The organism is Novipirellula aureliae, from assembly GCF_007860185.1.
GTDB classification, from domain to species: domain Bacteria; phylum Planctomycetota; class Planctomycetia; order Pirellulales; family Pirellulaceae; genus Novipirellula_A; species Novipirellula_A aureliae.
Genome location: NZ_SJPY01000008.1, coordinates 13,592 through 34,139, shown reverse-complemented (window position 1 = coordinate 34,139; position 20,548 = coordinate 13,592). Strand labels below are relative to the sequence as shown.

Genomic DNA, 20,548 nt, shown 5'->3' with positions numbered 1-20,548 from the left:
TCGTTTTACCAGCCTGAGGTCTGACCCTCGCTAAGCAACTCCAAGATGATGTGGACTACAAACGGTGATAGAATATAGCTTCATCGCCAAGTTTCTCTCTCCGAAAACGGCGACACCCAGCCGTAGATCGTTCGCTTAGGCCCCCACCCACTGATCTTCGATCTCTTCGTTTCCAGATCGTAGATGAGTCAAGAGAAAGTGAACTCATGTTTTTTCTGTCAACGCGTTTCACCCGGTTGTTCGTGTTGTTTTCGAGTGGACTGCTTTGTTTCGTTGGCTCATCGGCACCCTGGCCTTCTTTCGCCAAGGATCCCCCCACAGCATCGGTCGCGAGCGATCGTGCTGACCGCGTGGATGCCGCCGTTTCGCTGAGAGCGCAGAATGAGTCCCATTTTCTTGATTCAAAGAACTGTGCGGTTTGTCATTCCAATTCTCAGAGGGCCATGGCAATGCGAGACGCGAAACGACGTCCCGTAGCTCCCTATGATTTATGGCAACCGTCGATGATGGCCAACTCTTCTCGCGACCCATTTTGGCGAGCCGTTTTATCCGCTGAAGTTGCTGCAACGGCGTCCATGAAAGGGGCGATCGAAGAAAAATGTACTCGTTGCCATACGCCGACGGTCGCGCCTACGCCGAAAAGTCCGGATGGTGAAGTTTTAGCGTACTTGACGAATCAGGATCAGCGTTCCCAGCTTGGAGTGGACGGCGTTTCATGCACCGTGTGCCATCAGATCGCGGATCAAAACCTTGGAACGGATGCCTCCTTTACGGGGCGTTTTGAAATCAACCAAGAAAGGAAGATCTTTGGTCCGCATGCCGATCCTTTTACCATGCCCATGCAACACTTCGTCGGTTACACACCGACGATAGCAACCATGTTTTGAAATCGGGACTCTGTGCGACTTGTCACACGGTGATGACCAACGCCGTTGATGCCGGCGGGCGGCAAACTGCAGGTGAATTTCATGAGCAAACGCCTTACCTTGAATGGCGCAATTCTGTATTCAACGATGAAGTCGACCATCCGAGTAAGGAGGCGAAGAGCTGTCAAGCTTGTCACATGCCGACAACCGATGTCGACGGAGATCCGATCGCGACTCGAATCGCGCACAACCCGGGCGGGCGTGATTTTCCGTTTCTTAGGCAACGAACCCCCTTTGGACGGCATGCCTTCCTTGGAGGCAACACTTTGATGAAGCGGATTCTGCGTGACAATGCCGAGTGCCCCAGCCGTGTGACAGCGAAGATGACCATCAGTGACAATCGAATCCAAGAAGCCGAAGCTTTTGGTAGTTGTGGACCGGCTGGTGGCTGTGACCGTCAACGGTCACCTAATTGTTTCACTTGTCGTCTGAAACTTCGGGACTGGCAGTAAGCTGCGACAGCTTGATTTTAGTGAAACGAATCGATTCGTAGGCGTTTTTTTGGCCGGCTTCATGGAAGCACGCAATCGTGCCATTTGGCAACACAGCGAGATCGGAATAGGCAGCCGCTGCCGCGAACAGCACTCGTTGTCCCGTCCAAGTTTTCCCGCTGTCGTAACTGGCTCGCAGCGTCATTTTCGTCCGGCTGCTTGTCGAAGCGGGGTTGCTGAATAATAACACGCTCTCACTTTCACCCTTTTCGAAACAGAACCGCTCGATCGCGGCTTGGCAGATGGGGTCGACCAGAGTGGTGTCGAACGTTTGGTCTTTCCAGGTTTCGCCACCGTTGTCGCTGAACGCGATTTGACGACTCTTTTGCGATCGATCATAGTTTCGCATATTGAGCATCAAGCGACCTCCCGCTATCTCGACGACTTGACATTCGTTAACGCGGTGATTGGGTGTGCTGTCGCCAAGTTGCCATGTCTGACCGTGGTCGTCTGAGAAAATTGCGTGCGAGTAGTAGCGTTTGGAATCCGCTTCGATGTGGTCGCAGGGGATGACCAAACGCCCCTGATGTGGTCCCTGCTGGATTTGGATGCCGCTGCCGGGCCCGGTCGCATACCATGTCCAATCCTCGAGCTTTACATTATCGGTAATTTGCTGCGGCTCGCTCCAGGTCAGTCCATCGTCTTGGGACGCCAGGACAAAAACTCGGCGAGTGTCTTTGCTCTGCTGATTGATGATTTGGCGTTCGTGATCGGAGCCATGATTCCACGTGCTAAGTAACCAAATCGTGCCCGTATCACGATCGACGACGGTGCAAGGGTTGCCGCAGGTATTCCGCTCGTCGCTCCAGATCACATTCAGATCGCTCCAGGTCTCCCCGCTGTCGGTGGAACGTTTGATGACGAGGTCGATGTCGCCAGCATCGCTGCTAGCGTTCACGCGGCCTTCGCAGATCGCTAGAACGGTCCCCCTGTTAGTGACCGCCAAGGCCGGGATTCGATACGTGTCATAGCCGTCTTCCCCTGCTACGAAGATGGCATCACCTGAGTAAGCTGTCGTCGCCCTATCATCGGCATTGCTCGTACCGTAAGGCATTAGCAGCATGAAGACGATTAACGATCGAGTTTGCATACACTTGGGGTTCATCATTGTCTCACATTGAATTGAAGGGGATTTCGGTTTCTTACATGAGTAATCGCCGCGATTGATGCTATTTTGCGCGGACTTTCACGTTGGCGAGTCTCTCCGAGACTCGCAAATCCAGCGTCTCGGAGAGACGCTGCTACGTGTTGCGACGAAGCCGCCTTAAAATAGAGTCCACTAGTATAACCTCCCCGTACACAACTCTTTTCGAACGGACTCTATGTTTTTCTGGTTCTATTGTTTGTCTTAAGCTATTCCATCGTCTGCACTTACATGATGCGAGATCGTGACAAGAAATACACCGAATCGTTTGATGGCGTTTTCACATTTGCAGACTGCAAGATCAAGAAAACGCCTATTCGATCACCGAACTTGCAGGCTCATGTCGACGCGTGATCCAGATGATTAAACACGAAGTGCTTGGGCGCGTTCCGAGGACGCATAGGGAGAGGACGCATAGGGAGAAGCAAATCGCATTGGACTTTTTTCGGGGGGGACCTATGGGGAAAAAGCTGGCTCCGCTAGAATCTGCAGCGTGAGGAGCGAGCCGATCGCGGTCCGTTTTGGGCATCGTGCCAATTTTGTTTGCATTTTTTCAACAGCCGCTGGTGTTTCGACGCCTCTATCGCTTTGCCAGCTTTCTCTTGTTGGCTGTGTTCGCTGCTGGACTGACAGGAATGCCGATGGCCAAGCCGTCTGCTGTCGTGGAGGGCCGGTATCCTTGCGAAAATTGTGCTTGTGGTTGCTCGACAGCCGAGTTTTGCTGGGACAAATGCTGTTGCCATAGCGATGCAGAAAAACTTCAGTGGGCACGTGAGAATGGTGTCGAACCGCCCACGTTTTTGGTTGCCCGATTGTCGAAGGCAACCACAAAAATCGCCAGCGTAGGTGAGCCTGCATCGAAGAGTTGTTGCTGTTGCAGCAACTCGACAGGGTCGGCAACTTGCGAAGCGTCTGAAGCGGAAGAGACACGATTAACCTCGCCAGAAAGTTCGTCAAACCTTCGCATTGTACTTCTCGAAGACTCTGCGAAATGCCGAGGCATTCAGTGGTTGTGGTCGGTCCTCTCTTCGACCACGGTCGAGAAACCGCGACAGTTAACGCCAAGGCTCGACCCGCCATTCTTGTTCTGCGTAGCGATCTGCAATGACGATGCAGACACTCGCAGCGACGCTCCCGAGCCGCCGGTGCCGTGGCGAGCTGCTTCTTCATTGCTGAGCTTCGGCTAGGCAATTTCTGTCGTAGTGGGCGGGGCAACGATTCCAGCCGCACAGGACACGTCGCCTCGTCCACTACCAAAAGCAACCGAACCTGTTCGCGTTGACGGCTGCGCCGATGCCACGATCGCATTGGAGCGTTCGTCGATGCGCGATACCGCTTCCGCGCTGGCTATACGATCGTTTGCTCCTCACAAAGCATTGTTTTCGTGGCTGGCGCGGAGCGACCTTCTCCGACATTTCGTTTTTTTAATCAACCTTTTTTCCGCTTCCACTAGATGAATATCAATCGAACCAACCCAAACCACCAACGAAGAGCCTTCACCTTGGTCGAACTGCTCGTTGTCATCGCGATCATCGGCGTCCTCGTCGGACTGCTACTGCCGGCGGTTCAAGCTGCTCGCGAAGCTGCTCGACGGATGCAGTGCAGCAACAACCTGAAGCAGATCGGCCTAGCGATGCACAACTACGAATCGGCCTACAAAGTCTTTCCTGGTCCACAATACTCGACCTCCAATGCCAGCATGGTTTACGGGTTCTCGGTCCAGGCTCAAATTTTGCCATTCATCGAGAACAAGAGCCTCGAGGAGTTGATCGACTACGCGAATCCGCTTTACACAGGAATGCAAAACAATCAGCAGTTCAATCCCGTCCACGCTCAAGCAGCCCAGACCGTGGTTCCCACATTCCTTTGCCCAACGGAAACCCAAGATCCGATCAATACGGTCGGCACGAACACGTTTGCGGGGACTAACTATGTCGTCTGTACAGGATCAGGCACGGACAAGAACTATGACTCACGAGCGAAAACCGATGGCATGTTTTGGCGTGGATCACAAACGGGATTTCGCGATATGATGGACGGTTCGTCGAACACGCTGATGCTCGCCGAATCGCTGATCGGTGGCGGAGGCACGTATCCGACACCACCACCAACCCAGGCGCTTCCGCACTACCGCTACATGGCTTCGTATCCGGGAGGTCCAGGCAGTATGCAGGGATCTGGACTTGGTTTTAACGGGGCACCAGGCGACAACCCAGTCTTAGAAACCGCTGTTATTGGTGCTGCATCCTGGTCCGGTGCGCGATGCAACGCTTGGATTCATGGCAAAGACGGCGACACCGCCTTCAACGCTTACGCATCACCCAACGCCAAAACTTCCGATGTGGTGAAAAACAATTGGGGCTTCTTGGCGACACGAAGCCTTCACACTGGCGGTGTCAACGTCGTGTACGGCGATGGCAGCGTCCACTTCGTCACTGATACCGTCGACACGACGACCTGGCGAGCGATGTCAACTCGAAATGGGCGTGAAGTCATTGAGCTTCCTTAGGCGAAATACTGTCCCTTTTCTTGCTATTTTTTCCACTTAACTCCCTCAACACGAAGCCAATCATGTTTCAATCCATTCGATCTCTGCCATGCCTTCTCGGTCTACTCACCTTCGCTGCTCTCGTGCCAGCGGAATCATCACGTTGCCGTGCTGACGAACACGAGTCCACACACTTCTATCTTGTCGGAATTGGCCCTGGGGATGCCGACTTGATGACGCTTCGAGCCGCGAAGGTGATCGAAAGTGCCGATCTTGTCCTTTGTCGTGGCGATCACGCGGAGACGTTCAGCGACTACCTCAAAGGGAAGGAGGTCCACAGTGAGTTTTCTGGAATGATTCCGTTCTATAGCCGCGATCCTTCACAATATGAAGGAGAAGATCGCAAGCGAGCGGAGCAGTATCAACAGAAACGTTTAAGACTCGTTCGTCTGGTCCGTGATGCGGTTCAGGCCGGTCGGACCGTTGCGGCTTTGGATAACGGCGATCCGATGATCTACGGTCCGTGCACGTGGATGCTCAAAGAGTTCGAGGATCTAAACCCGCAAGTGGTCCCTGGACTCAGTTCGTTCAACGCCGCCAATGCCGCGATCGGAATGGGAATCACGTCCGGAGGAAACACGAAGAGCGTTACATTGACGGCTGGCGATTGGATCAAAACCGACGATACGATCGAGAAGCTTTCCGTGCATCGCAACACGATGGTGCTGTTTACGATGCGAGCGGAGTTGCAGCATTTCGTCGAAAAGCTGTTGCTCAACTACGCTCCCGAAACTCCGATCGCCATTGTCCAACAGGCTGGTCAATCGGTTGGCGAAAAGGTTATCTACAGTACGCTAGGCGAAGTTCTCGTCGACGTCGCTGAAGAGGATCTGCCGTTTGAGTATCTCATCTACGTCGGCAATTTCTTGAATCAGCGAAACAACTAGAAGACCCTCCCTGTGATTGTGGCTGCTTTCAAATCGGACTCAGGGGGGGAAAGGGCTATTAAGCAAAGAAATACGCGCGCACCTGCGCGCGTCTCGAAAAGGGACTGCCACATGGGGTTGCCCAGCGTGCACCGCGATTGGCCCCCAAGCCGAATCGGATAGCTGGCAGTCGCGATCCCCATTGCCACTCTTGCTCGACTCCCTCGATGCCTCGGAGCAAGAAGCGAGGCCGATCGAACATCACCTTGATGACCGCGAACGGTGTTTCGCCGAAACGATGGCGGCGACTGTATGCGATCTTGGACTCCTCCTTCGGCCTCTTTGCTCGGTGCCGACGACGTGAACGCCATCGAGCACTTCTCGACCGACGTCGCATTGTTTTCAGGCCGGAGGCCGACATATCCTTGCCGGTGGTGTAAGCCACCGAATCAAATGCGTTTAGGTCGCTGCAAGGCCGGAGGCCGATACATCATCGCGGGTGTTTCGCCCTCCGGGCTTGTGATTCGGTTGTGATCCACTACCGGTGGCTCACACCACCGGCAAGGATGTGTCGGCCTCCGGCCTGTGGGGCGTTTCGGGCTCCGGGCTAGCCCGGATGATTCATGGGCTTGCAAATTGCTTTGCTAACGTCTACGCCTTCAAGCGTTTACGTTCATTGCTCGAAAAAACAGTCTGCGTATTAGCCGTTTTGCCGTTAGCGGGCTGTCGATTTAATCGGTTTGACTCGACTTATTGTTTAACGCCAAGCCATAGGCGACCGATTATGGAAAAGCTGACGCCTTCGGCTAAGCGTTAAACGACTAAATCAGCAGGCCGTTAGCCACGGTTCACACGACAAATCACGCAGCCGTGGCTGTCGCCAAAACGGCTAATGAATAATCCGGGCTAGCATTGAAGCCAAACGTTTTATTCACGATGACTGGAAAAACAGCCCGACCAAACAAAGAGCAGATTGAACGTTGTCAGCCCACTCTTGGTCTAGTCCTCTCTTGTCGTGAAGTTGCGGGCAACATGTTACGGCGCTTTCACCGATAGCCAGAGGTTCTTTGCTTCTTGGTTGTAGGCCGGGTGAACGAGCTGGCCGTTCAGCCGAACCTCTGCTGGTTTCTTCGTCGCCCTAAGCAAAGCGTTGATGACTGGCTGGCCTTGCAGGAGCACTTCGAAATCGTCGCCCTGGGGTGACATCGTCAGATAGACTTTTGAAAGCGAATCGAGCACAACGATGCCATCGCGGCGCAGGTAGCTGCCATCGATAACCATGTAGCGAATGATTGCATCGGGATCGTTCGGATCGGCACCTTCAGGATAGCTCATGCCTAGCAGGTAAGCGTCCGTTTCCCAACCGTTGGGCATTTCCAGATTGGCGTTGCGATGGCGGACGCTTCCGTCGGCTTCCAGGTTTATGTAGAGATCCGTCACCATGGCATTCTGCCGCACACGCACGCCGATGTGTTCGATCCCTCTCAGGCGTTCAATCTGAGGAAGATCGACGCCTTCGGTGACAGGCAAGATCGCGGTGATGAACTTCGTCCTGCGCGTCAGTTTCGCTGGTGCAAACCCGTAATAGGTGGTTGGGCGGCGGTTGCCTGTTAAGCCCTGCTTCTCGACCAGACGCATATTCTCTGGATAGTCTGTCGGCAATCCTCCTTCGGGAAAGGTTTCAGGGAAAAGCGGTCGTACGACAACGCTGGAATTGTCCAACGAAATACGCAGATCCAGGTTGGTTCTTTTGGCCGTCGCCTCGGCATTGGGATGGAGTAGGAACTCGAACTGGCCGGGCTCGAAGCTCTTTACGTCATCGATGATGAAGATGGCGTCACCGACCCAGACGAAGCTCCGATAATTCCGAATAAAGTTGTTCGAGGTTGGCCCCGTCGCGTCCGCGAGAACGTAGCGCAGGTCGCCGGCGTCGAGCAGGTGTGACATCGTGCCAGGGAATTTCGAGCCGAAATAGGTGTCTTCGGGGTTTTCCGCTTTGCCGTTGAACGTCATGACGTTGTGCGCGATACTCTGACGGAAATAGCCATCGTACTCCTTGGTACCATATCCGCTATGGCCGTTTTCTCCGATCAGATACTGGCCGTTGTGAAACAGACTGAACGTCCCCGTATCCGCATAAGAGTGGTTCCAGGTCCAGCCAGACTTGATCGCCAGCATGGTGGCATCGTTTTCCCAGGAATCACGCAAGATGGTCCAGCCAATATCGCCATAAAGTTTTGCCGTCGGCAGGTCGGGTTGCGAGGGGATCGCCGCAATCTCGGCCGGCGTGGGTGCAAAGAGCAGGTCACGCGGCGAGTTCGAGAGCAGCCCACGGTTGGCGAGGTCCGAATTGAACTGGCTCAAATACCACAGATAACGAGGTTTGCGGTAACCGACATTCCATAGCAGGATGACCGACCGAGCGCCGCTCGAGTTCAGACTGCTGTCACCGAAGTCAACCGCCATCGGTCGCCCCGATCGGGGGTACAGCGTATTGATGAACCACTCGCCCATCTGGCTGGTGATCGGAGACTCGGGCAGTCGCTCTGTAAACGCCAAGTTCCACGAGAGCATGAAGGGTAGGTAGGCCGAGATCCCGAGGTCCGAGTAGCCGACGCTCTCGTAGAACGCCCCCTTGGAATCAAAATTGGGTGGCTTGTTTTCGAGTACGCTGCCAGCGTATCGCAGCCACTCGTCGGAGGCGCCGCGCACGCGGCGTACCCAGTCGAGCGCCCGTGGGTCTTCGTCCATGATCGCCATGGCACCGATTCCAGCACCGAATACTGCGGTGGGCCACCAGTTATGCCCCATCGTGTCGAGCGCATGGATGCGTTTGTCGCCGAGCACCCAATCGTTGAGCACTGGCAAGACACCGTTTTCAGCGAGGTTGTGTGCGAGCGTCTTGCGTTCGTCGGGCGTCAACATGTCGTAGATCGTGTCGTAGGCGATACCAAAAGCCTCGGGGGCGTTGCCCGAGCCGAGGCCCGCGTGCCAAGGAGGATCACGCTTCATGAGACTGCCGCCACTGGATACTCCGCCGCCGACGGGGCGACGAGCCTGCATCTGGGACATCAACGTCGCTTTGACGGGCTCGGCGTATTTCAACTCGCCGGTCATCCGGTAGGCGAGAAGGAGTGCATCGGTTCCTCCGCCCCGGTTACCGCGCCCGCCCCTCCGGCCTTGTCCACCGTTGTCCGCCGAAGACGCGAGGGCGGAATCCGCGTCCGCGAGGATCCGGCGCCAGGCTTCCGCCACGATTGGTTCGTTTTGCACACGCTCCTTCAGTTTGGCGATGTTTGCATCGGTGTAGAGCAAATAGGGGTGACCACTGCGCCGGCCAAATTCGTCGGCGACTTGGGCGTTGAGGCTGCTGACATGCAGCAGAACAAGCAAGGTAAAAGTGAATCGGCTAAAAATTGTCATGGTTGTCATTTCTAGGGGTTAGGGGGTCTCTGGTTGGTTCTTTCCTGACTTTCCGACTACCAGGGCGGATGATCAGGTAAACAGGCGTCAAACTCATCCATGAGACTCTGTTGGTACTGTCCAGCGTACGTTTGGCTCAAGAATTTCTCGATGGCCTCCTCATGCAAACGGCGCCAACTTTCCATCTCGTGACCGGGGATGATCGGATAAAAGAGTGCCCCGACGGTCTGTGCGGCTCTTCCATCCCCAGGGGCATCACCGATCATCAAGACATGATCCTTTTCGTACTTTCCTTGAGTAGCCAGCTTCAGATGCTCAGCTTTGGTTCCCATTTCCTGGCTGGCGATCAACTGCACATAGTCGTCGAGCCCGTGCTCTCCCCACTCTCGCTCAAGGGCCTCCATGGGGGTGCTCGAACAGACCATGATGTCCGCTTGGTTTTGCAGGCGAGCTAGACATTCATGGACACCGGGAATCGGCGGGATGTCCTTGACGATCTCGGCAACCAATTCATCGACGCGCAGACTCCAAGTTAAGGCTTGCCTCAACTCGCGTTTGGCTTCGTCCGATGTTGCCGCATCCGCAGCTTCACGCAATCCATCAATACTGAGCAGACTGTTGGGATCTTTGACCCAAGCGCAATAATGCGAAAATTGAGGGACGATGAATCCTCGTTCCGTCACGATCGGATGGGAGGGCAGGAGCTGCTCAAGAATCCGAACAATCGTGATGTGCCGGTTCGAGCCGCGTGTCTTGCTGTACAGATCGGCAAAGACCTTGCATTGACGGGCCGCCCGAGCGACGGGTTGCAGTCCAAAGTAGCCAATCATCGCAGGGCAGAAACACTCCTCCTGTTTGATGCCCATGTTGTCAAACACACAGCCATCCGAATCCACACCAACAAAAAAGGCATGCTCCGGTAGGAACTCTGTTAATCGAGATTTTTCAGTTGATTGCCGCATACGTTACCTTCCCAATTGAATCGTGTTGTCCGCTTCGCCCTGATCGCTCACCGGTCCTTGGCTAATGATGGTGTTACCGATGGCATCAGGAAACAGTAGGACACGAGCAGAAGTCTGGTTGTTGAGGGTGATACCACGTGCGCTGCGTTTCCCTTTTTGGAAGCTGCCGTAGCCGTTCTTCGATGCCAGTTCGATCGCCATGTCCCTGGGAACAAACGCGGGCTCGGATGTCCGCAGGGTGATGTCGTGTTTGCGCCCATTGATTTTGGCCACGAGGTTGTTGGCCATTCCTTCACGACTGTCGAGCAGTTCCAGTTCAACTCTCGCGCCTTCAGAACTCAGATAGGGCACGCAAAGAGCCTCTGCATACTTGGCGTCGGCGGCACAGCCAACAAGAGTGTCACCGGATCCGATGTTGAAGCCCGCCGCGATACAGTTTCTGACCTCACAATGGATCACTTTATCAGACGCAGCGCTAAGCCCGGTACAAATCCCTCGCCGCATATTCGTGACGGTGCAATTCCGAATGATCGAGGCCCCCGAATCCACACCCTCGCTGCCCGGATACATGCGGATGCCATCCTCACTCAGCGAAACGATTTCGCCCGCCGGGATCAATCGGTCTGGTCCGATTTGCACACCTTCGCCGTAACCGGGAACTCGGAATCCCTGCTCGAACGCGTAGCCGGAGGATTCAGCCAGAATCTCGTCGGTCGGTCTTAGCAGGCCATCCACGTGACAATCTTCGATCAGGGTGTCGATCGCCCCCTGAACAAAAATCGCATGTCCCATCGCGCGCATATGAACTCGGCTTCCAATCAACCGCGTGTTTCTGGCTGGCTGACCAATACGAATGCCGTTCATTTTGCGGACCACTCCCCCCGCAATGCCAAATAAACTGCCGTAACCCCAGGGATTTGATCCACTGGTAAGGGCCGTCACGTTGCTGACGAGACAGTCCGAACCGGTGATATTGAAGAGTTTGTTGCGGCTGGATAGGCCATAGCCTTCGCCGTGATTTTTCACGGTCAGACCCTCCAAAACATTCCGGTCGCCGGTCACGTCAATCACACAATAAAACCCGTCCGTTCCTTGATCGCGTCCGAATTGGCGGAACAAGTCAAGCGAGGCGCTGATCGTGACGCCCGTCAGGTCCCAATGGTTATCATTGCCGCTGAATTCAATAAAGTGGCGGAAGAAGGCCGTGTCGAGTTCATAAACGCCCGGCTTCATCCGGATCATCGACTTGTCCGCACTGGCATAGCCACGCAACTCGTCGAGGTCGTCCAACACAATGAAACCGTCCGCATCGGTGACCGGTGCCGTGACGTCCTTGGTAACCGACACGTTTGAAATCGAATGTGACCATCCCTTCAGCAGCTTCGCGCCTCGAGACCTGCTGACACGAAAGACCAACAGGCCCCGCGTTGTCAGGTTGCTGAGTTCCACGCGCTGCGGCGCATCGCCTTGGCCCTCGTAACGCCAGAGTTCCCGACCGGTTACATCAAGCAACTGGACCGGCATCTGGGACGCGTCACCCGTCTGCGCATAGTCGAACGACAAGGCCGTGATGGCTCCAGACAATCGATAATGCAGCGAAACATATTCAGGGTGGTCCTTCCGCTGGGACGAATTGGCGCCGAGCGATTCGATCCTGATGCCGCTGGAGGTGATGATCGGTTTGAAAAGATTCGCAGACGACGGTTCAATAAAACGAATACTCCAAGGCTCTGCCCCAGTCGTCGCACTGGGAAGCCACGACACGAGAAATGCCAGGAACATCGACGTTGTTAGGTTGGTGGTGCTCATGGCAGTCTATTCTCTCTCAACCAGTACCAGCTTAATCACCGTGGCGATTGGGTCCGGCGCTTCTTCGGGAACCACGATTGAATCGCCACCATTACCATGCTCAATCTCGAGGGCGTCACCTGGTCCTGCCAGCAACCAAGCTTTCTGGACCTTGACACTCGGGTCGATCGGAAGCCGACCGTCCTGGGGCCAATCGAAGACGTGTGCATAGACGTGACCGTGCTTTGAGGTATAGCGTCCCCACTGCGGTTTGTTGAACGGGCTCGCTTTAGCAGCGTAGATGGCTTCTCCATTGACGGCCAGCCAAGCCCCCATATCCCGCAGCCTTTCAACACTGGCGGCCGGGATCAGTCCCTCGGCAGTCGGCCCCACGTTGAGCAACAGATTTCCGCCTTTCGAAACGATCTCGATCAGGCTTTGGATGAGCACCTCCTTACTCTTCCAATTCTCATCGGATCGCTTGAACCCCCATGTATTGTTCATTGTCAGGCATGATTCCCAGTCGGCTCCATCCAGGCCAGTGTCGGGGATTTCCTTTTCTGGTGTCCCAAAATCACCAAGGAAGTTCCCTTCTTCGTTCATGCCCGCCATGCCTTTTCGGCCCTTGTCTACCCTGTTGTTGATAATCGTGTTTGGCTGCGTCTCACGAATGAAGTCGTGCATGTCCCGGGCCATTTCACGCGTGTAGTCCGGGATCCAGTCACCATCAAACCACATGACCCCCACGTCTCCATATCGGGTCAGTAGTTCCTTTACCTGTGGTTTCAGATAGCCATCGTAGTACTGGGGAAATGCGGGATTGGAAACCGTTTGATCTCGCTGACCGGCGTTGTAGTTGGGATAGAGAGGCGCTTGTGCCTGCGGGTGATGCCAATCCACAATCGAATGGTAGAAACAAAGCCGAATCCCCTCCTTTTCACACGCGTTTTGCAATTCGTGCAGGATATCACGCTTGAAGGGCGAAGCATCCATGATGTCATAGTCGGTAATTTCAGAATCCCACAGACAAAAACCGTCATGATGTTTTGTCGTAATCACAATGTATTTCATGCCTGCGTTTTTCGCGATGGACACCCACTCATCAGCATCAAACTTGACAGGATTGAACTGGCCGGCAAACTGTTCGTATTCCTTTACGGGAATATCCAGTTTATCCATGATCCATTCAGCGTTCCCTCTCACCCGATTCCCTTTGTGTTCCCCCGCTGGTATCGCATACAAGCCCCAATGAACGAACATGCCGAATCGAGCGTCGCGCCACCAATCCATTCTTTCATCCTGAGTAGGCCCATCCGCCTGAGTAGGCTCATCCGCCAAGCGTGGCTCATCCGCCAGGGATATCTGGTTGGAATGAAGCATCAGTGGCATCATCAGCATGACTGCAACCATCCAGTGAACTCTTTTCATTTTCATTTTCTTTCGCCTTTCGTTCGCGAGTTGATCAATCACTCAAGATCATGAGCCATCAACTTGCCATCGCGACTCGGCGACGAAGGTGGCAGCTCGGTAAGGTATTTGAAATACGAATTGTCGATTTTACTGTTAACCGTGTTCATTCGAACTCGCTCGCTTGCTGAGCCCTTTGAGTACAAGACCAATTGCCGAAACGATAGCTGCGCAGCAAAAGACAATCAGCCGCCCGGAAAGTGGATTGGGAACAAAAATCAGGAGCAGAATAAAGAGACCGTAACCGAAACAGAGATTGCCCAACACTCGATACTGGCGGGCTTCATTGTCATGGTCGCCGAGCTCCGCTTCTTCAGGCTGAATCGGGGTTTCCATATCAGCGAAGAATTTATCAGCGTCATCCACGTAGGGTTTCTCGTCCTTGCGGTAGAACAACATGGAGAAGAAGAACCATCCCGTACTCACCGCAGCCACCACGCCGGTGGTCAGCGCAAGCTTCAGATTTAGAATTTCGCGAATACTCAGATCATCGGTCCGCCAGATCATTCCGATGACGTCACCGGTCGTCATCTTAGGATTCTGCCAAACCCACTGGACAAACCATTCGACTTGAAAAAACAATCCCAAAATCACCGCTGGCACAAAACCGGCGACCATGGTGCTCCAGCCCGCCCACGAGGGAGTCTTCTTGAAGAAGATCCCTAGAAACAGTGGCGCGGTCAGCGGCAGAACGGTCGCGGCCGCTATCAAAAGCAGTAGGTTGAACAGATCCAGCCCTTCCATCTGCTGGAAGCCAAGGCCCAATAGAATCCATAGCGCTCCGTAAGTCAGCATGAAGAGGCGGCCGACCTTAATCTGATCTTTCTCTGAGGCTTCTGGACGGATCACTTGGATATAGATATTCCGGACAAAGCTACCACCGATGACATTCAATTGACTGTTCAAGGACGTCACCGTGGCGGCAAAGATGCCGCAGACGAGCAGTCCGAACAGACCCGCCGGCAGTAGGTCAATGGCCATGGCAACATAGGCCGCTTGAGTGGCATCGTCTAACCTGGGAAACTCTGCGGCGATGTTCGGATGCGTGACGGCTGCCATCATCGGGGGCACGATCCAGATTAAGGGCAGGAGAATCAGGCCGGCCATTTGTACCAAGACTGCCTTTTTGGCGCTAGGCGCATCTTTCACAAAGATAAAACGTGCAGCCCCTTCGAGCAGACTGTTCATTTGGATGCACTGATTGATAAAGAGCGTGACGATGAAGATTACCAACACACTCGGTCTGGAAAATTCCGTCCAATCGAAATGGCGGGCAGGAACTATTTCTAGGAACGCCCCAACACCACCCACCTCGACGAGTGTCAGAACACCCATGATGATCGTAATGATGACCACCACAATCATCTGAACAAAATCACCAGCCGTAGCAGACCAGGAACCGCCAAGGACCGTCATCAGGGTAATGATCGTCCCCAGTCCAATAATCATGTAATGCATGGGCACGTTGAAGACGGCGGACATAAAGACGCCAATGCTAAACAACATGGCCCCACCGTAGAGAACTTTAACCACCACCAGCAGCCAGCTCAGTATCTGTTCACTGGTTTTGCCAAAACGCCTGCGCACCCCCTCCATAACGGTGATGATCCGCATTTGGCGGTACTTGGCTACCACGAAGAAATAGCAGAAAACCAGAGATAATATATTGCAGACGAAGATCACCAAAAAAAGCGTGCCGGTTTTGTAGGCCTCGGCAGCACCGGCGGTGAAGGCCCAGGCCGTAAACGTTGTCATAAATGCGGAACTGCCCACGACCCACCATAGCATTCCTCCCCCACCACGGAAAAAATCACTCGATGTCTTGCTGAAGCTCTTGTAGATCGGCCCCAGCATGAACATGAAAACCAGATAAAAACCGATCACGATGTAGTCATAAATTGTCATACAATAGTCCTATGTGCCAATAGCCGGTGCAAGGTCGCAGCATCCTTGTGGAACTGCTCAACCGAGTCTCCCTTTACGAATTCCAGTAACACGTCGAGCGAATCATGGTGCTGCCCGGCAAAATCCAAATAACGAGCCCACTCCAACTCGCCTTGCGCCAGAGGATGCCGATCCAAGTCCGTGGGTTTCCAGTGGAAAACATGCAGACCAACCAGCCATGGCAAGACACAGCGAAGTTGATCCAGATTTTGGTTCACGTCCAGCTCCGGGGCAGGCTGCCAATAGGCTCTCGCATTGCAGTGATCCACTGCTTCCATGAGAGCCGCACAGGACTCGCCGGTTTGCGTCAGTGACCCCTGATGGAATTCAAAAACCAGTTGAATTCCCGCTTCCGCCGCCAAGTCAGCGATACGCCTTGCTTCGTCCGAAATTTGTTCTCGGAATCGGGTCGACGCCTCATCCGGGCTGCGGTTTCCAGCCCAGACCCGAACCATACGAGCCCCCAAGGCCTTCGCAGAAAGCAGTACATCGGAAAACGAAAGTCCCCGACGTTCGCTTTCCCCGAGAACGTAGTACGAGCCGTATGCAGCGACACCTAGACCAGCCTCCACGGTGGCCTCGCCAATGCGGCGAGCGGCCTTCACGTCGCCATGCACGACATGGTTGAGGCCGTGCCACTCGATCGTCTTGAGCCGGGCGGCCCGCGCGTATTGGATCACCTCAACACACGTCCTTTCTTTGAACGTTACTGAAACCAAACCAGGTTGAAATACCACAAAGTCCACCCATCACTTCCACGACCTCCGCAGCGTGCATGCTGCCGAGCCGGTAAGAACCGACTCGGCAGGTCATCATTTGCTTTTCCACTCAGAACACGACTTGGTCGATCTCATTGTCACCCGAGTCGGTGATGCCACCTTTGATCTCGTAAGTCGACTCCATGTTGGCCTCGGTGGGCTTCGCGTAGTGCTTAAGCATCCACGTGCCTTGGGAGTCCAGCTTGCCGTAGATCATGCGGGCCGCAGCCTTCAGACTCTCTGGCGTTACGGAGTAGTTGCAAATCACGGTCACAGCCTCAGGCACCGCACCCAACTCGTAAGGACAGTTGGTCACGACAATGACTTTTTTGCCCTTGGCGATGAGTTGCCGAATCAGCGCGGTGTTGTTGGCCGGGCATAGACGCCAGTAGTAGTTGGTGGCAACGATCACGTCCACTTCATCCACATAGTTCATGAGGAAATCAGTATCTTCCTGAGTTGCCTTGAACTTGGTGTCGACGCAGTAGATGTTCTTGGACTGCTCAACCATGGCTTGGTTAAAGCATTTGTTGTTGCAGAAAACGTCGAATCCACTGTAACCGTCCAGCACCTGTTGCTCGATGACCATGACGGTCTGCTCAGGCCTGAGCGGTAGCAAACTCTCCGTATCACGTAGCAAGGTGCAGCACTTCTCTGCCACGGTCGTGGACAGTTTGATGAGTCGCTGGTCACGGATCGGAGCACCGGCTTGTGCCGCATCGACTTGCCCCATTTTATCGAACTGACCAAGATTGTACTTCATGGTGAGTACGCGTTTGACGGAAGCATTGAGCTGCTCTTCAGAGATCTCGCCATCTTCGACGAAGCGTTTGGTTTCGATCCAAGCTTGATCGCGGAATTCGTCTTCGACCTTGTTGAGGATCAGGTCGCAACCCGCCTTCAAGGCCAGAGCACACGACTTGGCCACGCCGTATTTTTCCATCAGGGCACCCATCGTGATACTGTCGGTGGTGATCACACCTTCGAAGCCCAAACGCTCACGCAAAAGACCGGTAACGATTTCCGGAGAGACGGTTGAAATCTGCATACTGGGATCAGCAGCAGGTACCGTGGTATGAGCCAGCATGACACTGGGCAGGCCACCTTCGATCAAAGCGCGATAGGGTCTGAGTTCCACAGCGTCAAGACGATCCCAGTCACCCGGTACATTGGGGACGGCATAGTGCGCGTCGATATCAGAGTCACCGCGACCGGGGAAGTGCTTGGCGGTAGGAACGAGTCCACCATCCATATAACCCTTGATTGAGGCCAAGGCGTATTCAGCAATGATGTCGGGATCATCACCGTACGCACGAATGTTAATCTCGGGGTTGTTGGGGTTTATGTTGACATCCAGCACGGGTGAGTGCAGGTTGGTGACGCCAATGGCACTAAGCTGCAAAGCCACGGCCTTGCACGCTTCATAGACCAATTGAGGATCGCCGGTGGAGGTCAAACCCATCGCGGAGGGAAAGAGGTTGATTCCGGCGAAACTAAAGTCGCGGCTGATATCGCCCTCTTGATCAATGGACACATGCAAAGGTACACCCGGATTACGGTTGGCGGCCAACGCTTGCAACTGATTCAGACGCTCTGCATACTGCTCGGGTGAGACATAAACAGCAGGACCAGGAATGAACAGATTCTGCTTGATCTTTTTGTAATCCTTGGGATAGTCATAGTCATAATTCAAACTCTGGTGGTAATGTTGACCACGACGAGAGTTCTGGCCAAACGGAGTGACACGGATACCGCCAATATGCAGCCGTTCCACCGCCTCCATGACATAGGGAGTGACCATGGAGCCACCCCAGTGAATCGTAAAGCATTGGCCGACCTTTTGGTCCAGGCTCATCTTCGATAGGAGGTCATTGATAAATGCCTCACGTTTCTTTGGGTCTTTGTTATTGTCGTACAATTTCGTCATCTCCTTGTTAATGGTTTTCTTCGTAACGTTTAGCTTAAGGTGTTCGAACGATCGACTTTGTGTCGAACCGTGGCGTCGAGTATTGTTTGCCCCTGATACTTAATGAGACTGGCCTTGGCAGCACTGCAATCAGCTAATTTGCCATCCGCATCAAACTCGGCACAGAGCATCTCGGCATCGAATTCAAAGTCGCCAATGGTTTGCGGCGTTCCGTCACCCAAGAGGATGACGAAGGTCGAATGGCGATTCGCCACCTCAAAGTGATTTTCGCCAACTGACTTGGCCGTGACTTCAACATCACCTGCCTGAAAGGGAACCAGCAGTGTGGCCAAGGTTGTCTGGCCCGCGGTCCGTCGGTACTGTAGGGCCGGAGCCGGAACCTTGACGGCATAGTCATAGGAAACCCAGCCTTGAATGGGATCTTCACTACCGCGGTGATGCGTCAAAGACAAGCCGTCGGTTCGCACTGGCTTGACCAGGATACCAACCTCGTTCTGATAGATCGCAGTCACACTCAAGTCCTTGCCCTCGGTAACCTGAGCCTCGGGACCAAAATGCCAATACTGGTCGTACTGATGTTGGGCCTTAGCGGTCAGCTCATCCACGACCAGCCAAAAATGGGGCTTCACGAAGACGACCCTACGACGATGCGTTACCGGATCACCTAAACGCTCAAAGCCGTCGTGGGACCCGTCGACATAGTCAAACTTTTCGGTGCTTGAGAAGCAGCGTAGCGTGCTCTTGGCTTTGGTCTTGAACATCCACTCATCAGCCAATTCGGAAGAATCCTGGCCATCGACGGTGATACTATTATGAGCAGCGGTTGACTTGAACCAAACGCGCCAAGGACCTTCGTAGAGATAGCGACCTGGATCTATCAGCAGGGTCTCGCCGTGGCCCGAAATGTCGACACTCAAGGCATCGGCATTTCCGTGCACACAGCTCTGATCCATCACCCCCAGTTCACCACAGGTGTAAACGCAGTAGAGATCATCGTGGTCCCAACCGCTGCGCATGACCGCAAAACCCGAATCCGGCATTGCCAAAGATCCGAGGGTTGGCTTTTCGCCTTGCTCGCCATGGGTTGCAATCCAAAGCATATCCGGTCGATGAAACAAGCGTGCCCCAGCCTTCAGGACCCAACGCAAATCATTGTGGTCTTCGAGCATGTTCAGATTATTGATGTCTTCCCACAAACCACCGGAGGCGCGTTCACCAAAGACATCGCTCTCGTCGGCATCTTTCAGCATGGGATAGACGCCGTGCGGTTTCATGATGCTGACCACAAAGTCAATCATCTTTTCAGCGTTTGCCATGTAGGTATCACTGACGCGCACCTGATTACGGAGAGCCAAATCTAAAATTTGCGTAAAACAGAATGTGCAAACCAAATGGTAGCCCGAAGCGCGTTCGACCTGCATGCCTTCCTCACAAATTTGCATGCGAATCTGTTCTTCAAAGCGACTCATGGCCTCGGCCTTCCAGTCAAGGGCCTCTTTGAATTCTGGAAAGAGAATGCCCATGTGAGCGAGACCATTCGATTCCATCAGCCCCCAGTTGGGCGACACATTGAAGTAGCTCTTGTGACGCGTGTAGTAGAGACGCGTATGGCGGGCATGCTCGACCATACTGGTCAACATGGTAACCAAGAACTTCGGCGTTAACTCGGGAGAATCGAGGAAGTGATAGAAGCAAGGTACATAGGAGGTATACATACGGATGCCGATCGTCAGCGGACGCCAGGTTCCTTGCTTCATGAAATGTGGGCGACTTACCTCGCCATCGACATGCAGCATCCACTCCATGTCGGGCATCGGATTCTTCACGATCCAGTCGCCTAGAATTCGCTTCCAGGCCTGGGTGTATTTTTCATCTCCCGTATACCAATAGGCGCGACCAAGCTCCGTCAGGAATTCATGACGGTTCAGACAATAGGTCCATTCCGGATCGCCATGCGGATCCGCGTGCCAATCGATGTCTTCAGGGAGATCCACATGCACCAGATGGTTACGGCAGATGGCGTCCGCTTTGGTGGTGTCAAAGGGAGTACCGGGCTTCGGTTTTTCCCAGCCATCATAATACGTTACGTTGTCGCGAGTACGAAAATACGCCAACAAGGCCTCGGCAGCCGCATCATCGTTGTTTCGCTCGACCTCAGCCTTAACCGCTTCGAGCCCTTTGCGGTCCAGGTCCAGCCAGCTAAAGAACGTTTTAATATCTTGCATAAAAAAAACCTGCATCTCAATGGCAGTGAATAAGGCGGCTTCGCCGCAAAAAACGTAGCCTAGGCTTCTAGCCTGGGAC

15 protein-coding genes are annotated in these 20,548 nt (G+C 54.0%); 5 read left to right on the top strand and 10 right to left on the bottom strand.

Going from position 1 to position 20,548, the window contains the following annotated elements:
• The first annotated feature begins 206 nt into the window (after positions 1 to 206).
• Both Q31b_RS22490 and Q31b_RS22485 read left to right on the top strand, forming a co-directional pair.
• Complete coding sequence (locus Q31b_RS22490) at positions 207 to 887, top strand: multiheme c-type cytochrome (protein ID WP_146601924.1); 681 nt, start codon at positions 207 to 209, stop codon at positions 885 to 887.
• Between the two features lie 32 nt (positions 888 to 919).
• Positions 920 to 1,378: a hypothetical protein gene (locus tag Q31b_RS22485; RefSeq protein WP_197172091.1), complete on the top strand. Its 459-nt coding sequence runs from the start codon at positions 920 to 922 to the stop codon at positions 1,376 to 1,378.
• On the opposite strand, the gene Q31b_RS22480 is transcribed toward Q31b_RS22485, so the two are convergent.
• Positions 1,344 to 2,525 (bottom strand): sialidase family protein, encoded by a 1,182-nt coding sequence (locus Q31b_RS22480; RefSeq protein ID WP_146601922.1) that lies wholly within the window; start codon positions 2,523 to 2,525, stop codon positions 1,344 to 1,346. The two genes, Q31b_RS22485 and Q31b_RS22480, sit on opposite strands and share 35 nt — an antisense overlap.
• A 602-nt stretch (positions 2,526 to 3,127) precedes the next feature.
• On the opposite strand from Q31b_RS22480, the gene Q31b_RS22475 reads away from it, so the two are divergent.
• The 3 genes from Q31b_RS22475 to Q31b_RS22465 all read left to right on the top strand — a co-directional run bounded on the left by Q31b_RS22475 (position 3,128) and on the right by Q31b_RS22465 (position 5,996).
• A complete protein-coding gene (locus Q31b_RS22475; RefSeq protein ID WP_146601921.1) occupies positions 3,128 to 3,748 on the top strand; it encodes a hypothetical protein in 621 nt (206 codons plus the stop codon).
• Positions 3,749 to 4,014: 266 nt separating this feature from the next.
• Positions 4,015 to 5,070, top strand: coding sequence for a DUF1559 domain-containing protein (locus Q31b_RS22470; protein ID WP_146601920.1), 1,056 nt, complete (start codon positions 4,015 to 4,017; stop codon positions 5,068 to 5,070).
• A gap of 62 nt (positions 5,071 to 5,132) precedes the next feature.
• The gene (locus tag Q31b_RS22465; RefSeq protein WP_146601919.1) at positions 5,133 to 5,996 is read left to right on the top strand and encodes an SAM-dependent methyltransferase; all 864 of its coding nucleotides are present in this window, start codon (positions 5,133 to 5,135) and stop codon (positions 5,994 to 5,996) included.
• A gap of 1,014 nt (positions 5,997 to 7,010) precedes the next feature.
• Here Q31b_RS22465 and Q31b_RS22460 read toward each other — a convergent pair.
• The 9 genes from Q31b_RS22460 to Q31b_RS22425 all read right to left on the bottom strand — a co-directional run bounded on the left by Q31b_RS22460 (position 7,011) and on the right by Q31b_RS22425 (position 20,469).
• On the bottom strand, positions 7,011 to 9,368 hold the full coding sequence (locus Q31b_RS22460) for a heparinase II/III domain-containing protein (protein WP_197172088.1): 2,358 nt from the start codon (positions 9,366 to 9,368) through the stop codon (positions 7,011 to 7,013).
• Positions 9,369 to 9,454: 86 nt separating this feature from the next.
• A complete protein-coding gene (locus Q31b_RS22455) occupies positions 9,455 to 10,360 on the bottom strand; it encodes an HAD family hydrolase (protein WP_146601917.1) in 906 nt (301 codons plus the stop codon).
• 3 nt (positions 10,361 to 10,363) lie between these two features.
• Positions 10,364 to 12,169, bottom strand: coding sequence for a hypothetical protein (locus Q31b_RS22450; protein WP_146601916.1), 1,806 nt, complete (start codon positions 12,167 to 12,169; stop codon positions 10,364 to 10,366).
• A gap of 6 nt (positions 12,170 to 12,175) precedes the next feature.
• Entirely contained in the window at positions 12,176 to 13,582 is a 1,407-nt protein-coding gene (locus Q31b_RS22445; RefSeq protein ID WP_197172084.1) for an alpha-L-fucosidase, read from the bottom strand.
• Positions 13,583 to 13,711: 129 nt separating this feature from the next.
• Positions 13,712 to 15,520 carry a sodium:solute symporter family transporter gene (locus Q31b_RS22440; protein WP_146601915.1) on the bottom strand — a complete coding sequence of 603 codons (1,809 nt, stop codon included), beginning with the start codon at positions 15,518 to 15,520 and terminating at the stop codon, positions 13,712 to 13,714.
• The gene (locus Q31b_RS22435; RefSeq protein ID WP_197172081.1) at positions 15,517 to 16,239 is read right to left on the bottom strand and encodes a sugar phosphate isomerase/epimerase family protein; all 723 of its coding nucleotides are present in this window, start codon (positions 16,237 to 16,239) and stop codon (positions 15,517 to 15,519) included. Before Q31b_RS22435 ends, Q31b_RS22440 begins: the two co-directional genes overlap by 4 nt.
• 1 nt (position 16,240) lies before the next feature.
• Positions 16,241 to 16,375, bottom strand: coding sequence for a hypothetical protein (locus Q31b_RS29410; RefSeq protein WP_261343878.1), 135 nt, complete (start codon positions 16,373 to 16,375; stop codon positions 16,241 to 16,243).
• Between the two features lie 12 nt (positions 16,376 to 16,387).
• Complete coding sequence (locus Q31b_RS22430; RefSeq protein ID WP_197172078.1) at positions 16,388 to 18,235, bottom strand: glycoside hydrolase family 3 protein; 1,848 nt, start codon at positions 18,233 to 18,235, stop codon at positions 16,388 to 16,390.
• A 38-nt stretch (positions 18,236 to 18,273) separates the two neighbouring features.
• Positions 18,274 to 20,469, bottom strand: a complete 2,196-nt coding sequence (locus Q31b_RS22425; protein WP_197172075.1) for an alginate lyase family protein — start codon at positions 20,467 to 20,469, stop codon at positions 18,274 to 18,276.
• Between the last annotated feature and the right edge of the window lie 79 nt (positions 20,470 to 20,548).

Bases quoted from the DNA above. Each gene is read 5' to 3' on its own strand.
- Q31b_RS22445 (WP_197172084.1), bottom strand. From the start codon at position 13,582: ATGAAAATGAAAAGAGTTCACTGGATGGTTGCAGTCATGCTGATGATG.
- Q31b_RS22455 (WP_146601917.1), bottom strand. From the start codon at position 10,360: ATGCGGCAATCAACTGAAAAATCTCGATTAACAGAGTTCCTACCGGAG.
- Q31b_RS22440 (WP_146601915.1), bottom strand. From the start codon at position 15,520: ATGACAATTTATGACTACATCGTGATCGGTTTTTATCTGGTTTTCATG.
- Q31b_RS22490 (WP_146601924.1), top strand. From the start codon at position 207: ATGTTTTTTCTGTCAACGCGTTTCACCCGGTTGTTCGTGTTGTTTTCG.
- Q31b_RS22480 (WP_146601922.1), bottom strand. From the start codon at position 2,525: ATGATGAACCCCAAGTGTATGCAAACTCGATCGTTAATCGTCTTCATG.
- Q31b_RS22450 (WP_146601916.1), bottom strand. From the start codon at position 12,169: ATGAGCACCACCAACCTAACAACGTCGATGTTCCTGGCATTTCTCGTG.
- Q31b_RS22425 (WP_197172075.1), bottom strand. From the start codon at position 20,469: ATGCAAGATATTAAAACGTTCTTTAGCTGGCTGGACCTGGACCGCAAA.
- Q31b_RS22465 (WP_146601919.1), top strand. From the start codon at position 5,133: ATGTTTCAATCCATTCGATCTCTGCCATGCCTTCTCGGTCTACTCACC.
- Q31b_RS22470 (WP_146601920.1), top strand. From the start codon at position 4,015: ATGAATATCAATCGAACCAACCCAAACCACCAACGAAGAGCCTTCACC.
- Q31b_RS29410 (WP_261343878.1), bottom strand. From the start codon at position 16,375: ATGATGACCTGCCGAGTCGGTTCTTACCGGCTCGGCAGCATGCACGCT.
- Q31b_RS22485 (WP_197172091.1), top strand. From the start codon at position 920: ATGACCAACGCCGTTGATGCCGGCGGGCGGCAAACTGCAGGTGAATTT.